This is a genomic window from Verticiella sediminum (genome assembly GCF_007558815.1).
Taxonomy (GTDB): domain Bacteria; phylum Pseudomonadota; class Gammaproteobacteria; order Burkholderiales; family Burkholderiaceae_B; genus Verticiella; species Verticiella sediminum.
The window spans coordinates 803,509-817,768 of sequence record NZ_VLTJ01000039.1; the positions used below are offsets into that span (position 1 = coordinate 803,509).

At 66.6% G+C, this 14,260-nt stretch carries 14 protein-coding genes; 7 read left to right on the plus strand and 7 right to left on the minus strand.

The genetic code is table 11. The features are described from left to right. Nucleotides 1–51: 51 nt before the first annotated feature. Together FOZ76_RS23275 and FOZ76_RS23280 are read right to left on the minus strand one after the other, a co-directional pair. Nucleotides 52–675 (minus strand): TetR/AcrR family transcriptional regulator, encoded by a 624-nt coding sequence (locus tag FOZ76_RS23275; RefSeq protein WP_143950625.1) that lies wholly within the window; start codon nucleotides 673–675, stop codon nucleotides 52–54. Beyond that, nucleotides 672–1,292, minus strand: coding sequence for an NAD(P)H-dependent oxidoreductase (locus tag FOZ76_RS23280; RefSeq protein WP_143950626.1), 621 nt, complete (start codon nucleotides 1,290–1,292; stop codon nucleotides 672–674). Before FOZ76_RS23280 ends, FOZ76_RS23275 begins: the two co-directional genes overlap by 4 nt. A gap of 129 nt (nucleotides 1,293–1,421) precedes the next feature. Here FOZ76_RS23280 and FOZ76_RS23285 point away from each other — a divergent pair, with 129 nt between their 5' ends. From FOZ76_RS23285 to FOZ76_RS23310, 6 genes are all read left to right on the plus strand, one after another. Continuing rightward, entirely contained in the window at nucleotides 1,422–1,892 is a 471-nt protein-coding gene (locus tag FOZ76_RS23285) for a MerR family transcriptional regulator (RefSeq protein ID WP_143950627.1), read from the plus strand. After that, entirely contained in the window at nucleotides 1,825–2,208 is a 384-nt protein-coding gene (locus FOZ76_RS23290; protein ID WP_143950628.1) for a carboxymuconolactone decarboxylase family protein, read from the plus strand. Before FOZ76_RS23285 ends, FOZ76_RS23290 begins: the two co-directional genes overlap by 68 nt. Nucleotides 2,209–2,392: 184 nt before the next feature. Further along, nucleotides 2,393–2,701 (plus strand): I78 family peptidase inhibitor, encoded by a 309-nt coding sequence (locus FOZ76_RS23295; RefSeq protein ID WP_143950629.1) that lies wholly within the window; start codon nucleotides 2,393–2,395, stop codon nucleotides 2,699–2,701. 140 nt (nucleotides 2,702–2,841) lie between these two features. Further along, the gene (locus tag FOZ76_RS23300) at nucleotides 2,842–3,225 is read left to right on the plus strand and encodes a VOC family protein (protein WP_143950630.1); all 384 of its coding nucleotides are present in this window, start codon (nucleotides 2,842–2,844) and stop codon (nucleotides 3,223–3,225) included. Between the two features lie 192 nt (nucleotides 3,226–3,417). Continuing rightward, on the plus strand, nucleotides 3,418–5,103 hold the full coding sequence (locus tag FOZ76_RS23305) for an AMP-binding protein (protein WP_143950631.1): 1,686 nt from the start codon (nucleotides 3,418–3,420) through the stop codon (nucleotides 5,101–5,103). Between the two features lie 56 nt (nucleotides 5,104–5,159). Continuing rightward, a complete protein-coding gene (locus FOZ76_RS23310) occupies nucleotides 5,160–5,762 on the plus strand; it encodes a peroxidase-related enzyme (protein ID WP_143950728.1) in 603 nt (200 codons plus the stop codon). Between the two features lie 56 nt (nucleotides 5,763–5,818). Here the strand turns inward: FOZ76_RS23310 and FOZ76_RS23315 are convergent, their stop codons facing one another. After that, the gene (locus tag FOZ76_RS23315; protein ID WP_143950632.1) at nucleotides 5,819–7,504 is read right to left on the minus strand and encodes an ABC transporter substrate-binding protein; all 1,686 of its coding nucleotides are present in this window, start codon (nucleotides 7,502–7,504) and stop codon (nucleotides 5,819–5,821) included. A 183-nt stretch (nucleotides 7,505–7,687) separates the two neighbouring features. Here FOZ76_RS23315 and FOZ76_RS23320 point away from each other — a divergent pair, with 183 nt between their 5' ends. Beyond that, complete coding sequence (locus FOZ76_RS23320) at nucleotides 7,688–8,455, plus strand: class II aldolase/adducin family protein (protein WP_170235589.1); 768 nt, start codon at nucleotides 7,688–7,690, stop codon at nucleotides 8,453–8,455. 79 nt (nucleotides 8,456–8,534) lie between these two features. On the opposite strand, the gene FOZ76_RS23325 is transcribed toward FOZ76_RS23320, so the two are convergent. The 4 genes from FOZ76_RS23325 to FOZ76_RS23340 form a co-directional block, all read right to left on the minus strand. Then, entirely contained in the window at nucleotides 8,535–9,905 is a 1,371-nt protein-coding gene (locus FOZ76_RS23325; protein ID WP_143950634.1) for an MmgE/PrpD family protein, read from the minus strand. Nucleotides 9,906–10,051: 146 nt separating this feature from the next. Then, on the minus strand, nucleotides 10,052–11,413 hold the full coding sequence (locus FOZ76_RS23330; RefSeq protein ID WP_143950635.1) for an LLM class flavin-dependent oxidoreductase: 1,362 nt from the start codon (nucleotides 11,411–11,413) through the stop codon (nucleotides 10,052–10,054). A 10-nt stretch (nucleotides 11,414–11,423) separates the two neighbouring features. Continuing rightward, on the minus strand, nucleotides 11,424–12,587 hold the full coding sequence (locus tag FOZ76_RS23335) for an acyl-CoA dehydrogenase family protein (protein ID WP_143950636.1): 1,164 nt from the start codon (nucleotides 12,585–12,587) through the stop codon (nucleotides 11,424–11,426). Between the two features lie 28 nt (nucleotides 12,588–12,615). Next, the gene (locus tag FOZ76_RS23340) at nucleotides 12,616–14,259 is read right to left on the minus strand and encodes a rhodanese-like domain-containing protein (RefSeq protein WP_143950637.1); all 1,644 of its coding nucleotides are present in this window, start codon (nucleotides 14,257–14,259) and stop codon (nucleotides 12,616–12,618) included. Nucleotide 14,260 lies beyond the last annotated feature (1 nt).

Below are 14,260 nucleotides of genomic sequence, written 5' to 3' on the forward strand. Positions count from 1 at the left end.
AGGTCCACGGATTGGTTTTCGCCCAATCTACGGCTGCTTGCGGTGCGCGACCTACTTGCTGCGCTTGACCATCGCCAGGATGGTTGCCGCCAGTTCCTCCCGCGCCTGTTCCTCGCTGATGTCTCCGGTGACGGCCGCTTGCGACAGCGCATCGGCCGCCCCGAGCATTGCCCACAAGCTGGCCAGCGAGATTCCCGGCGGCCCGGCGAAGGGCGCGAGGATCTTCTGGCACTTTTCGATGAAGGCCAGTTGGTACTGGCGTTTGACCGCAGCCAGTTCCGCCGATCCGCTGAGCGCGGCGAGCACCTCCGGGATCTCGCGCCCCTGGGTCAGGACGCATTCGACGTAGCTGGATGCGATGACGCGAGCCTTGTCCGTCAAGGTGGGTTTGCTGGCGGCGATGGCGGCATCGATGAGCGCGGTCTGGCGGACATCGAAATCCTGATAGAGCGCCGTCAGCAGGCCGTTGCGCGTGCCGAAGTGGTCGTAGGCCACGGGCTTGGTGACGCCTGCTTCTGCGGCCAGGCGCCCAAGCGTCAGCGCATCCGTGCCTTCATCGCTGATCAGTCTCCAGGAGACGTCCAGCAATTGGCGTAGCCGCGCGTCTTTGGACAGCCGCCGATGCGAAGCAGCCGTGCAGGCGCGTGGTGCTGTGCCCGATGGGCGAGCTTTCATGATTCGACTTCCTTCTCCCGTGCTGCGGGATGAGAGGCGAAAATCCTGCCACCGATGGCTCGCGCAGTATCCAGGTGTGCGGCTGGAAACCCGGCGTCCGACGCGAGCAGCAGCTCCGACGCCGCAACACGTGCACCACAGTAGCCGAAGATGCCGTGGTCGATTTGTGTCTTCATCGCGCCGAAGTAGCCATGTCGGGCATAGGTCCGCTGGTCTGCACCACCTATCGCGACCAGATGCACCTGAAGGCGCTGTAGTTTCTTGACCAACTTTCCGTCTGCATCGTCGTAGGCCCAGCCCTGGGTGAACACCCGGTCGATCCATCCCTTGAGCAACCCGGGAAAAGACCACCAATACACCGGGTAGACCAATACCAGAGCGTCTGCGCGGTCGATGCGCGCATGTTCCGCTGCGACATCGGCCAGCGGTTCTTTCTCCTTTAGAGCCAGGGCGATGTCAGCCTGAGTGAACCTCGGATCGAAGCCTTCCGCAGTCAGATCGGCAATTTCGAAAGAGTGCTGGGAACCCGACGCAACGATTCCCTCTGCTACCTGGGCTGCAACAGCGTGCGTAAGCGATGCTTGATCGGGGTGTGCGATCACGATAAGGGCATGCATGGTTCATCGACTCCATCGGACGTGATACCTACCAATGGTAGCCTACTTTTGGTAAGTTGCGTTCGTGTCCAGATCAGGTCGCCATAAAATGCTTGACTTAGAGTGAACTCTAACTTTTAGGATCACCCCATGGAATCCCATCTGAGCATTGACGAAGTCGCCAAGCGCACTGGCCTGACGGCCCATACCCTGCGCTATTACGAGCGCATCGGGCTGATCGCCCCGGTCGGCCGTGCCGCCGGGGGCCAGCGGCGCTATGCGGCTTCAGACATGGCCTGGATCGAATTCCTGCTGCGGTTGCGGACGACGCGCATGCCTATCGGCAAGATGCAAGCGTTCGCACAACTACGCGGCGCTGGGGACTCGACGGTGCCGGATCGTCGCCAGATGCTCGAAGAACACTTGACGGATGTTCTTTCAGAGCTCGAGGCGATGCGCCAGTCCGCGGATGCTTTGCAGGCAAAGATCGAGTATTACCGCTCGTTCGAGCAGTCCTTGGCGTCGGATCCACTCGCTGATGAAGGCCATGCTGATGAACCCCCAAGAGCGCTACGAACGCGGACTTGCGAAACTGAAAGAAATAGACGGCCAGGCCGGTGAGGATGTGCTGGAAAGTCTGGAGGGTATCGCCCCGGATTTCGCACGCTACCTGATCGAATTCCCTTTCGGGGACATTTATGCCAGACCGGGCCTGGATCTGAAAAGCCGGGAGATCGCGGTCGTCGCCGCGCTGACCGCATTGGGCAATGCCGTCCCCCAGCTCAAGGTGCACATCCAGGGTGCGCTCAATGTGGGTGTGACCCGCACGGAGGTCGTCGAGACCATCATGCAGATGGCGGTCTACGCGGGCTTTCCGGCCGCACTCAACGGGTTGGCCGCGGCCAAGGAAGTTTTCGCCCGGGCAGAGGTGGCCTGAAACAGGCTTCTTACGGCTGGACACCGCTTTTCCTCTTTGCTGCGGCCCGTCCTGGTCCGGTCAACATGCGCGACCTGAGGCACGCCCAATGTCTTCGGTGGAGGAGGTCTCGAATTTGCTCCGTGCCTGGTCACGATCGGCGTGCTTCGCCCGACGGGAATCTACGCTCAAGAAGAGGACGGATATGATCAAGAAATCGACTGTGCTGACTATCGGAACGCTGGCGTTCGCGGCCACGGCCGTTACCGGTTGTGAAAGCTTGACGGGGCAGAAGGAGGTCGGCGCAACCCCGGGCATCTGCCAGCGTGATGCCGCTGATGCGCTGGCGGGCAGGGACAGGCTGACTGATGAGCAGGCCAAACAGGCGAGCGGCGCGTCCATTGTTCGCCAGATCGCGCCCGGCCAGGCCGTGACGATGGATTATCGGCAGGAGCGGGTGACGATAGAAACCGATCCGAAAACGGGCAAGATCGTTCGCGCCTTCTGCGGCTAGGTCAGGCTGGCGGCTTGCTCTGAACCGCCTGGCCGGCAGCGCCAATCGTGTTTTCCGGTCATTGGTGCGACTGCGGCCAGGAAGGGAGATCATGAGATTTCCTGCCAATTGAAACCGGAACGAAAGGGAGACCGATTGCCATGCTCAAGCACAATGCATCTTCCGCGATCGTCGCAGTTTCCGACATCGACCGCGCCCGCGCCTTCTACAGCGACGTGCTCGGGCTCGACCTCGTGGAGGGCGACGAGACGGTGATGGTGTTCGCTACTGGCCCGACACATCTTGTCGTCTACACATCCGACGAAGCCGGCACCAACCGCGCCAACGCGGTGGTCTGGGATGCGGGCGGCGACATCGAAGGGATCGTCGCTGAGCTCGCCGCCAGGGGCGTGAGGTTCGAGCGCTACGAACTGGAAGGCGCCGAGTATCGCGACGGCATCCATCATGCGGGGGAAATGAAGATGGCCTGGTTCAAGGACCCGGACGGCAACATCCTCCATATCAATCAGATGCCGGCGGGCTGAAGCCGGCATCGAAGGCCTGCAGCGACGACGAAGGGCGATCGCAGGCGATTGACGTTTACGTTGACGGACGTTTACGTTATCGCAAGTATCCATGGGCTGGGTCAGCCGGCCTGAATGCGATGGGCACCGGCCGCCGCGATGCAGCGCGACACAAGAACACGAGGAAACCTGCATAGACAAAAGGGGTGATGCATGACCGTTTCCAGCTATACCTGCGGGCCGCAGGACCAGCCCCTGCTGGCCCGGACCATAGGCCAGGCGTTCGACGATACCGTAGCGCGCTACCCCGATGGCACCGCGTTGATCGTCCGGCACCAGAACGTACGTTACACCTGGAAGGAACTCGCCGACGCCGTGGACGGGTGCGCGCGCGGGCTGATGGCGCTGGGTCTGCGGCCTGGCGATCGCCTGGGCATCTGGGCGCCGAATTGCGCGCAATGGTGTGTTACTCAGTTCGCCACGGCCAAGGCCGGCGTGATCCTGGTGAACATCAACCCCGCCTATCGGCTGTCCGAGCTGGAATACGCGATGAAGCAGGCCGGTTGTAGCTGGCTGGTCTGCGCCGACGCGTTCAAGTCGTCCGACTACCACGCCATGCTGGCCGAGCTGCTGCCTGAATTGCCTGCGTCCACCCCGGGCGATCTGCACAGCACCGTGTTACCCGACCTGCGAGGCATTGTCAGCCTGGGCGAGCAGCCCGCGCCCGGGATGCTGGGCTGGTCGCAGGTCCAGGAACAAGCGTCGGCCGTCAGCGCCGATCAATTGCAGGAACGCGCCGCGTTGCTGCAATTCGACGAACCCATCAACATCCAGTACACGTCGGGCACGACCGGCTTTCCCAAGGGCGCCACGCTCAGCCACTACAACATCCTGAACAACGGATTCATGGTGGGCGAAAGCATAGGCCTGACTGCGAACGACAAACTGGTGGTGCCGGTGCCGCTGTACCACTGCTTCGGCATGGTGATGGCGAACCTGGGCTGCATGACGCACGGCAGCACCATCATCTACCCCAGCGCCGCGTTCGAACCGCTATCGTCGTTGCAGGCTGTCGAAGACGAGCGGGCCACGGCGCTGTACGGCGTGCCCACCATGTTCATCGCCATGCTGGACCAGCCCGAGCGCCCGGCCATGGACCTGTCATGCCTGCGCACCGGCATCATGGCCGGCTCGATCTGCCCGATCGAAGTCATGAAGCGCGTGATCACCGACATGAACATGAAGGAGGTCCAGATCGCCTATGGCATGACGGAGACCAGCCCGGTGTCGTTGCAAACCGGCGCGCACGACGATCTGGAGCGCCGTGTCACCAGCGTGGGCCGCACGCAACCGCACCTGGAAAGCAAGATCATCGACGCGCAGGGCCGCATCGTGCCGCGCGGCGAGATCGGTGAGCTGTGCACCCGCGGCTACAGCGTCATGCTGGGCTACTGGAACAATCCTGACGCCACGCGCGAAGCCATCGACGGTGCGCGCTGGATGCATACGGGCGATCTGGCGGTGATGGACGACGAGGGCTATGTCAAGATCGTGGGCCGCAACAAAGACATGATCATTCGCGGCGGCGAAAACGTGTATCCGCGTGAAGTCGAGGAATTCCTGTACACCCATCCGGCCGTGGCCGACGTGCAGGTGGTCGGGGTGCCCGACCAGAAATACGGCGAGGAAATCGCAGCGTGGGTGCGCGTGCACGAAGGGCAAAGCGTGGATGAAGACACCCTGCGTGCATTCTGCAACGGCCGCATCGCGCATTTCAAGATCCCGCGGTATTTCAAGTTCGTGGACGACTTCCCGATGACCATCAGCGGCAAGATCCAGAAATTCCGTATGCGCGAAATCAGCATGGACGAGCTGGGGCTGGATGGCGAGAAACCGTGATTCTTACCGCGATTCGACATCCTCGACCTGCCTTCACGCGCTGTTTAGGGGACACTATGCAAAACGCCATTAGCCGCTTTGCCGTACCGGAAACCCTGGTCGACCTGCCCAGCGATGTACGGGAACGTATCCTGAGCGTCCAGGAGAAAGCCGGGTTCATCCCCAATGTGTTCTTGATGCTGGCACACCGGCCCGACGAATTCCGCGCGTTCTTTGCGTATCACGATGCACTGATGGATCGCGAGTCCGACACGCTGACACCGTCGGAAAAGGAAATGATCGTCGTGGCCACCAGCGGCCGGCATGCGTGCCTGTATTGCGTCGTGGCGCACGGCGCGGTGCTGCGCATCTATTCCAAGAACACCACGGTGGCGGACCAGGTAGCGGTCAACTATCGCACCGCCAAGATCAGTGAGCGTGAACGCACCATGCTGGATTTCGCGATGTATTTGAGCTTCGAGCACGGCGCACTGAACGATCCATGGGATGCCCGCCTGAAGGCCGTGGGCTTCACGCTGGACGACATCTGGGACATCGGCGCGATCACCGCGTTTTTCAGCTTGTCCAATCGCCTGGTGTCATTGGCAACCACGCCACCCAACGACGAGTTCTATTTAATGGGTCGCGTGCCGCGCGACAAGACGCAAAAGAAATCCTGAAGGTCCCACCGGGCGCTGACGCCCCTGCCCGACGGCGGGCAGAGCGGCACCGTCTTCTATTTGGACAGCCAGACATTCCTGAACGACGAGCGCGAGCCGTCGGGGTCGAAGTCCAGACCGTGCACGCGCCGGTTGTACAGCGTGAAGAACGGCGCATCCATGACCGGCAGCAGAGGCAGGTCAGCCATGGTGACCCGCTGCAGGTCGTGGAACAGGGCGGTGCGCTTGGCGGGGTCGATTTCGCGCTGATAGGCCTCGATGATCCGGTCGGTCTCGGCGTTGGCGTAGCCGGTGGCCGAAATGTACGGCACACCGGGCGATACCGCCTTGGACCAGTACTGCCGGGTCAGGCCCATCTCCGGGTCGAACAGGGTCGAAAAGCCGTTGATGATGACGTCGTAGTCGTAGTCGGTCCAGATCTTCTTGAGGTAGGCCGAGGGCTCGGAGGATACCGGCCTGACGTCGATGCCGACCTTGCGCAGGTTTTGCCGCAGGAACTCGCCGGCTGGCACGAAGGCGTTGGAGCTGGGCGACAGGTCGAGCTGCAGCGAGAAGCGGATGCCGTTCTCCTTGCGTGGAAAGCCCGCCTCGTCCAGCAGTTTTTCGGCGAGGGCCGGGTCGTAGGCGTAGGCCGGCTTGTCCTCGGTGTAGAACCGGGTCAGCGTGGACGGAATGGGACCATCGGCCGGCCGGCTCAGGCCGTACCACACGGTGTCGATCAGCCCCTGCTTGTCGAGCGCGTGGGCGAATGCCTGACGCACTTTGAGGTTGCCCGTCACCGGCCGCTTGAGGTTGAACATCAGGAAGTAGATCTGCGCGTTGTAGACATAACCGCGCTGTTCGAACACCAGGTCTTCCTGCTTGCGCAAGCGCTCCACGTCCGAGAACGGCACGCCGGCGAACGGCAGGTACTGGATGTCGCCGGTTTCCAGGGCGGCAGCGCGGCCCGCCGGGTCGGGGATGTCGCGGAAGATGACGCGGTCCAGGTAGGGCTTGCCCTCGTCCCAGTAGTCCGGATTGCGCTCCAGCTCGACGTACTGGCCCTTTCGCCATTCCTTGAAGCGGAACGGCCCGGTACCCACGGGCTTGGCGTTGTAGGGGTTGGTGCGAACGTCTGTGCCCTCGTACAGGTGGCGGGGGATGATCTGGGCTTCGACGGTGTTCAGCGAGTTCAGGATCACCGGCGCCGGGCGCGACAGCCGCAGCACCGCGGTGTGCGCGTCGGGCGTTTCCACATCCTCGACCGCACTGAAGGTGATGCGCGCGCGCGGGTGCACCTTCTTGAGCACCTCCAGGATGCTATAGCGCACGTCGGCCGAGGTGAACGGCTCGCCGTCGTGCCATTTGACGCCCTGGCGCAGGTTCAGCGTGATCGCCAGGCCGTCCGGCGAGACGTCCCAGGACGTGGCGAGCACGCCATGCGCGTTCTGCGCGTCGTCGTAGGTGAACAGCCCGTCGAAGATGTTCGAGGAGACCGCGGAGTTCGCGTACTGGTTGTTGAAGGTGACGTTGAGCTGGTTGGGCGCCGGGTAGATCGCGGTGATCAGCGTCCCGCCGCGCACCGGCTCGGCCCCGGGCGCGGCGGCCGGTGCGGTCTGAGCCGCGGCATCCAGGCCGTAGAGCATCGGCGCGAGCATGGCGGCTTGCAGGATGCGGCGGCGGGCGAGGTCGGTCGGGTCGTCGGGGTAGGGCATGTCGGGGTGGTTCTCGGGTTGCTGGTGAAAGCGTCGAGTCTGTGCCATCCAATTGATCCGACAAAATATATTATTCGCATATATATCTTCATATGCTATCGATATTCAAGGATACTCTTTCAGTATCAATACATTGAGAGGCGGCGCACGTAATATCGAAAGGCATATTCGTTCGTTGGCGCGGTTTTCTTGCGGGATAAGATGCCGGTATTTGCAGTGAGGTAAATGGTGGTGCAAATATCCGAGTCGACCCGTCAGGACGACACGCGTTCATGGTCGGACGCCGAGCAGAAGACCCGCGAGGATCTGGCCGCGGTGGCGCGCTCGCTGGCCGAACTGGGCTGGACCAAGCTGATCTTCAACCACATCACCGCGCGCGTGCCCGACGCCCCCGAGTATTTCCTGGTCAACCCGCATGGCCTGTTCTACGACCAGGTGCGGGCGTCCGACTTCGTCAAGCTGGACCTGGACGGCAATCCGGTAGGCGAGAACCGCTGGGGCTTCGGCCGCGCGGCCTTCGTCATCCACAGCGCCGTCTACGCGGCGCGGCCGGACGTGGCGTGTACCATCCACACGCATACCGACGGCGGCACCATCGTGTCGGCGCTGCAGGAGGGCCTGCAGCCGCTGACGCTGGAGGCCGCGCAGTTCTACGGTCGCGTGGGCTACCACGATTACGAAGGCATGGCGCACGATGTCGACGAGCGCCAGCGCATCGCCGCCGACCTGGGCCCGCATGCCGCGCTGTTCCTGCGCAACCACGGCCTGGTGGTGACCGGCTCGACCATCGCCGAGGCCTTTCACCGCAACTACAACCTGGAATACGCCTGCCGCATCCAGGCCCAGGTGCTCGCGACGGGACGCCCGCTGTCGGTCATTTCGCACGAGGCGGCGAGCCGGACCGTGGCCCAGGTGCTGGCCCACCCCGCGCGCAGCGAACCGCTGCTCGAAGCCATCCACCGCCGGCTGGGGCAGACCGACCCCTCCTACCGGCTCTGAGCGGAGGTCGCCGGCAGCCGGGCGTGCCGGGCGCGCCGCTCTCCCGACGCGCGAAGGGGGTCCCGGGCTGCCGATCCGCTCAGCCGGAGGAGCGGCCGAACAGATCCGCCACGTCGGCCACGTCCTCCACCGTTTCCAGCCGCGCGAGCAGGCGGTCCGCCGTGGCGGTGTCCAGCCCCGCGCCGTACGTCAGGGCCGAGGCGGCCTTCTCGCGCAGCGCCTGCGGGTCCAGCAGTCCGCCGGGCAGTTCGGCAACGGTTTGCGTCAGCCGTCGGCCGTCGTTCAGGCGCACCGCCACGGTGGCGGGAGCCATGCTTCCGCTGCCTTGCACGCGTATGTTCACGCGGTCGATCAGCGGCCGCAGGGCAGGGTCGAGCACGGCCTGGGGCGTGATCTGCGCCAGCCCGAAGCGCCCGGATGCCAGCGCCGCGGCCACCGCGTACTGTGCGCAGAACTGGGCGGTGACTTCGGGGTCGCCGTCGGTGGTGTAGGGTGCGCCGACCAGGGTGTGCATGTCCTCGGTGAGGACGAGTTCCACCGCTTCGATAGCGCTGGCGGCCAGCGGCGGGCCGTCGGCCGGACGGGCCAGGCGCAGGGCCGCCTCGATCGCGGCGTGGGCGCGACCGCAGGCCGGATAGCGTTTGTAGGTGGCGTGTTCCAGCAGGAATTCGCGGCCCAGGCCGCTCTCCGGCGCGCCGGGATCGGCTTGTCCATACAGCGCGTACAGGCCGTGCCTGCCGTCGAAGGCGCGGCGCGGCCCGCTGATGCCGGCCTGCGCCAACTGGGCACTGAAGACGCCTGCGCGCGCGGCGAAGGCCGACAGCAGCCGCTTGCTGAGGGTGCGCTCGACGTGGCCCTGCTGGGTGCCGGCGGCCTGTCCCAGCGCCAGGCCGAGGGCGGACTCGATGCCGGCGGCGTCCAGCCCGAGCAGCCGGCCGGCCGCGGCCGCCGCGCCGAAGACACCATAGACCGAGGTGCGGAACCAGCCAGGCCGCGCCTGTCCGGCGCGGGCGAGCCGGTAGGCCAGTTCGTTGCCCGCGGCAATGGCCGCGAGCAGGGCGCGGCCGTCGGCGTGCACCTGTTCGGCGACCGCGATGGCGGCCGGAATGACCACCGCGTCGATGTGGCTGACGTCCGGGTGCAGCGAGTCGAAATCCAGCGCGGCCGCGTAGCCGCCGTTGTGAAAGGCCGCGGCGGCGGCGGGCACGCGCCGGCCGCTGCCGTCCCACAGCAGGCTGTGCGCAGCGCCGCCGTCGGCCGCGACCAGCGCCGAGACTGCCGGCATGCCGGTGGCACCGCGCGCTGCCCAGGCCACCGCAACCGTATCGAGCAGGCTGGCGCGCACGCTGCGCGCCGCCGCCTCGGGTAGCGCGGCCGGGCCGGGCCCGGCCAGCCATTGCGCCAGCGTACCGGCGTCGGGTGTGTCCAGGGCAAGGGTTGCAGTGCGCATGGTGGTACCTCTTGCGTCAGGCGGCAGGCCGGTTCAGGTGTCGAGGCCCGGATGGTCGCGTTCGGCTTTCCGGCGGAAGGCTGGCCATTCGGAGGCCAGCGTGCCGTGCTTGCGCATGCGCGCGGCGTACGGTGCTGGAACCGTTCTCATGCCTGCGCAACGGGTTGTGCGGATGACTGTACGTGCCGGTTGGACGGTACCGGCAGGCCCAGGTGAGAGCGCAGGGTGGAGCCCTGGTATTCGTGGCGAAAGCGCCCGCGCCGGCGCAATTCCGGCACCAGAAGATCGACCACGTCGTCCAGCGCGGCGGGCAGCCAGGGCAGCATCAGGTTGAAGCCGTCCGCACCGCCGCCGTCCACCCAGGCCTCGAACTGGTCGGCCACCTGGGCAGCGGTGCCGATGGCGAGCAAGTGTCCGCGCGCACCGACCACGCGCTCGTAGAACTGGCGCACGGTGAGCTTCTCGCTCAGCGCCATCTCGATCAGCAGCTTCTGCCGGCTGGGGAAGTCGGGGGTGAGCGGCAGATCGGGAAAGGGCGCATCCGGGTCGAGCCCGGACACGTCGATACCCAGATGGCGCCTCAGCACGATCCAGCCCACCTCGGGGTCGATCAGCGACTGCAGTTGCTCGTACTTCTCGCGCGCCTCGGCCTCGCTGGCGCCGATGAAAGTCATTGCGCCCGGCATGATCTTGACGTGGCCGGGGTCGCGTCCGGCGCGCTCGGCGCGCGCCTTGACGTCGGCGTAGAAGCCACGCGCGGCCGCCAGGCTGGGCTGCGCCGTGAACACCACCTCGGCGCGCTCCGCGGCGAAGCCGCGGCCGTCCTCGGACGACCCCGCCTGTACGATCACCGGCTGGCCCTGCGGCGAGCGCGGAATGTTCAGCGGGCCGCGCGCGGAGAAGTACTTGCCCCTGTGATCCAGCACGTGCAGTTTCGCCGGGTCGAAGAACAGCCCCGAGGCCTTGTCGCGCAGGAAGGCGTCGTCTTCCCAGCTATCCCACAACGCCTGTACCACGTCGACGAATTCGTGCGCACGCTCGTAGCGCTCGGCGTGCGTGCGCACCTCGCCCTGGTTGAAGTTCTGCGCCTCCCGGTCGTTGAACGAGGTGACCACGTTCCAGCCCGAGCGCCCCTCGCTCAGCCGGTCCAGCGTGGCGAACTTGCGGGCGACGTGAAACGGCTCGAAGTAGCTGGTCGAGACCGTGCCGACCAATCCCAGGCGGGTGGTCGCGGCGGCCAGCGCCGACAGCAGCGCGGTGGGTTCCAGCCGGGTCACCCGCGAGGTGCGCCCCACGGTCTCGTCGTCCGGATATTGCGCGGCCATCTGGTCGCCGAAGAAGATCATGTCCAGCTTGCCGCGTTCGGCGGTCTGGGCGAGTCGGCGGTAGAAGTCCAGGCTGGAGCCGCCGTCGGCCGGTACGTCGGGATGGCGCCACGCGGCGATGTGGTGGCCCACGTCCAGGGGGAAGGCGCCGAGGTGGATGTCGGGTTTGCTCGATGTCGTCATGGCCGAGTCCTCAAAGCCTGGAGGTCACATCGTAGGCCTGCCCCAGGTGGTATTTGCCGATGGTGGCGGCGGTCTTGTCGTAGTTTTCATGCAGCGTCTGGTAGCGCAGGTCGCGGATGAAGCGCGACAGCGCGCTGCCAGCGTCGAGCGCGCTGGAGCCTGCGATCTGTGCGCCGCGCTCGACCGCCAGCACGGCGGCGGCGATGGCCTGGTGCTTGGCGTTCATCGAGAACAACTCGGCCGCCGCGATGTCCCGCGCCCATAGCCAAGCGGCGCGGTAGGTCAGCCAGCGCGCCGCGTCGATGGCGATGCGGATCTCGCCCAGGCGCAGTTGCGTGTAGCCGTCGCCGGCGGTGCCGCGGCGCGGCAGGTATTCCGTGAGCAGGTCGAACACGCCCTCGGCGCCGCCGATGTATTGCGCGGCGAAGCTCAGGTGGCTCTTGGCCTGCCAGCGGCCCTTGGCCGATTCGCCCAGCTCGCCGAGCTGGTCGCGCTCGGGCACGAAGACGTCCTTCAGGGTCAGCACCGGGCTGACCGCCGCGCGCATGCCGATCGGGTCCCACGAACCCGGTTCGATGGTCAGGCCCTCCACGCCCTGCGGCAGGGCGAGCATGAGATGGCCGCCGGGCGGCGGCGTGTCCTTGGCGACCGCCGCGATGGTGTTGTAGTGCACGGTGTCGGCGAGCGTGGCGTAGTTCTTGACGCCGTTGACCCGCCAACCGCCGGGCACCTTCTCGGCGACGGTCTGCAGGTTGTACAGACCGCGCGCGGTGCGGCCGGGCTCGCTGCCGGTCGAGTTGACGAACTTGCCTTCCTCGACCACCGGGCCTAGCAGGCGTTTGCGCTGTGCCGGCGAACCGATCTGCTCGATGCGGTGCGAAGCGTTGTAGTGGATGTGGATGCACTGCGCGGTGGACAGGCAGTAGCGTGCGGTCTGTTCGACCACCAGGAGTGAGGCGAGCGGGTCCTTGCCCAGCGCGCCGCCGCCCAGCCCGCCGATCTCCTCGCTCAGCGCGGCGGCGGCGTAGCCGGCGTCGACCAGATCCTTCAGGTTTTCGACCGGCGTCACGGCGCGGGCGTCGTAGTCTGCGGCGCGGGCGGCGAAGCGGGTGCGGCCGAGTTCGCCGACAGTCTCGTAGATCTTGCGTTGCTTGGGGGTGTAGTCGAAGTCCATGGTCCGGGAATGTGCAGGAGTGATGGGGTCAGGCGGCAGCCTGGATGCGAAAGCCCGCCTGTTCGGGGGCGCCGATGGCGGCCGGCAGCTCGCCTTCCCAGGCGAGATAGGCACGCGAGGCGTCGGCGTTGCCGGTGTGGCGGTCGTGCAGCCAGAACAGGAAGTCGATGCGATCGGTTTGCGGCACGGGCGCGGGGGTGGTGTCCAGAAGCAGTCCGGCGGCGCGCCAGTCGTCCGGCGTGCCGTCCACCGGCAGCACGGTCTGCCCTGGATGTCGTTCGCGCAGGTCGAGCGCGGCCAGCCGGTGCGCCTGGCCGGCCGGTCCGAAGACGAGCAGGACGGGCGCCTGCCGGATCGGCTCGGGCAGCAGGGCCAGCCGCGAGCGGTTGGTCCACACCGCGCCGGTGGCGCGCACGCGCGCGAAGTCGGCGCTGCCGGCGACCGACACGGCGGCCGCGCCGCAGCGCAGCAAGTCCGCCGCTTCGGCGAGGGGAACTGCCGCCGGAAGGTCAGGCGCCGGGTCGCGCCGCTGGGCGTCGTCCGGTCCGCCCGCCGGGCCGCCGGCGGTGAAGGCCTCGGTGAAGGCCTGTTCGATGCCGGGCTCGTCCAGTACTGCGACCTCCCAGCCGAGTTGCAGCAGCCAGTGCGCAGTGATGTCGGCGCGCGCGCCCAGTTCGTCCACCAGCACGATGCGCGCGCCGCGCACAGCGGCCCAGCGGTCCAGGGTCTGGACCAGCTGGCCGCCAGGCACGCCCACGACACCGGGCAGGTGGCCATGCGCATATTCCTGCGGCGAGCGCACGTCGAACACGTAGGTGGTGCGGCCGGTGTCTTCGCGCCAGGCCGTGAGGGTGGCGGCATCGATGCGCGGGACGCCGTAGCGCCGGGCCACATCGCGCGCGCGCCGGCGGCCCAGCGCCAGTCCCGCCTCGCTGGCCGGCACGCCCGGCGCGCCGGCGCCTTGCTCCACCGCCAGGCCGGCGAGCTTCCAGCCCTGGGTGCCGCCGGCCAGGGCGGACACCGGATTGGGCACGCCGGCATTGATCAGCGCCTGTGCACCGATGATGCCGCGCGTGCGGCCGGCACAACTGACCACCACCCGCGTCTTGGGGGAGGGAACGAGGTCGGCGAAACGCAGGACGAGTTCGGCGTTCGGGCAGCTCACTGCGCCGGGCACGTGGTAGCGGGCGAACTCCTCGGCGGTGCGGCCGTCGAGCACGACGACGTCCTCGCCGCGGGCGCGCAGCGCCTGCAGTTCCTCGGCCGAGGTCGCCGGCGTATGGTACGCATGCTCGACGACCTCGGCGAAAGCCTTGCTGGGCACGTGGATACTGGGCAGCAGTGGATGGCCGGCGGCCTGCCAGGCAGGCGCGCCGCCCGCCAGCACGTGGACGTTGGCGTAGCCCAGCGCGGCGAGGCGGCGCGCAGCGAGCGTGCCGGTAGGCTCGGGCGCGACGGGCGGTTCGTCGCCGATCAGGACGATGCGCGTCGCGCGGTGTGGCACCCGTGCATCGACGGCGGTCTCCAGCCGGCTGTACGGCAGATTGACGGCAAGCAGCGGGTGGCCCGCGCCGTACAGGCCTTCTTCGCGAACGTCGATCAGGGCGATTTCGTCGCCGTCGGCGAGCCAGGCCGCGAGGGCCTGCGGGGTCAGGGTAGGGGTGTCGGACATG

Bases quoted from the DNA above. Each gene is read 5' to 3' on its own strand.
- FOZ76_RS23315 (WP_143950632.1), bottom strand. From the start codon at position 7,504: ATGGCACAGACTCGACGCTTTCACCAGCAACCCGAGAACCACCCCGAC.
- FOZ76_RS23335 (WP_143950636.1), bottom strand. From the start codon at position 12,587: ATGGACTTCGACTACACCCCCAAGCAACGCAAGATCTACGAGACTGTC.
- FOZ76_RS23305 (WP_143950631.1), top strand. From the start codon at position 3,418: ATGACCGTTTCCAGCTATACCTGCGGGCCGCAGGACCAGCCCCTGCTG.
- FOZ76_RS23275 (WP_143950625.1), bottom strand. From the start codon at position 675: ATGAAAGCTCGCCCATCGGGCACAGCACCACGCGCCTGCACGGCTGCT.
- FOZ76_RS23330 (WP_143950635.1), bottom strand. From the start codon at position 11,413: ATGACGACATCGAGCAAACCCGACATCCACCTCGGCGCCTTCCCCCTG.
- FOZ76_RS23285 (WP_143950627.1), top strand. From the start codon at position 1,422: ATGGAATCCCATCTGAGCATTGACGAAGTCGCCAAGCGCACTGGCCTG.
- FOZ76_RS23310 (WP_143950728.1), top strand. From the start codon at position 5,160: ATGCAAAACGCCATTAGCCGCTTTGCCGTACCGGAAACCCTGGTCGAC.
- FOZ76_RS23325 (WP_143950634.1), bottom strand. From the start codon at position 9,905: ATGCGCACTGCAACCCTTGCCCTGGACACACCCGACGCCGGTACGCTG.
- FOZ76_RS23295 (WP_143950629.1), top strand. From the start codon at position 2,393: ATGATCAAGAAATCGACTGTGCTGACTATCGGAACGCTGGCGTTCGCG.
- FOZ76_RS23300 (WP_143950630.1), top strand. From the start codon at position 2,842: ATGCTCAAGCACAATGCATCTTCCGCGATCGTCGCAGTTTCCGACATC.
- FOZ76_RS23340 (WP_143950637.1), bottom strand. From the start codon at position 14,259: ATGTCCGACACCCCTACCCTGACCCCGCAGGCCCTCGCGGCCTGGCTC.
- FOZ76_RS23290 (WP_143950628.1), top strand. From the start codon at position 1,825: ATGAACCCCCAAGAGCGCTACGAACGCGGACTTGCGAAACTGAAAGAA.
- FOZ76_RS23280 (WP_143950626.1), bottom strand. From the start codon at position 1,292: ATGCATGCCCTTATCGTGATCGCACACCCCGATCAAGCATCGCTTACG.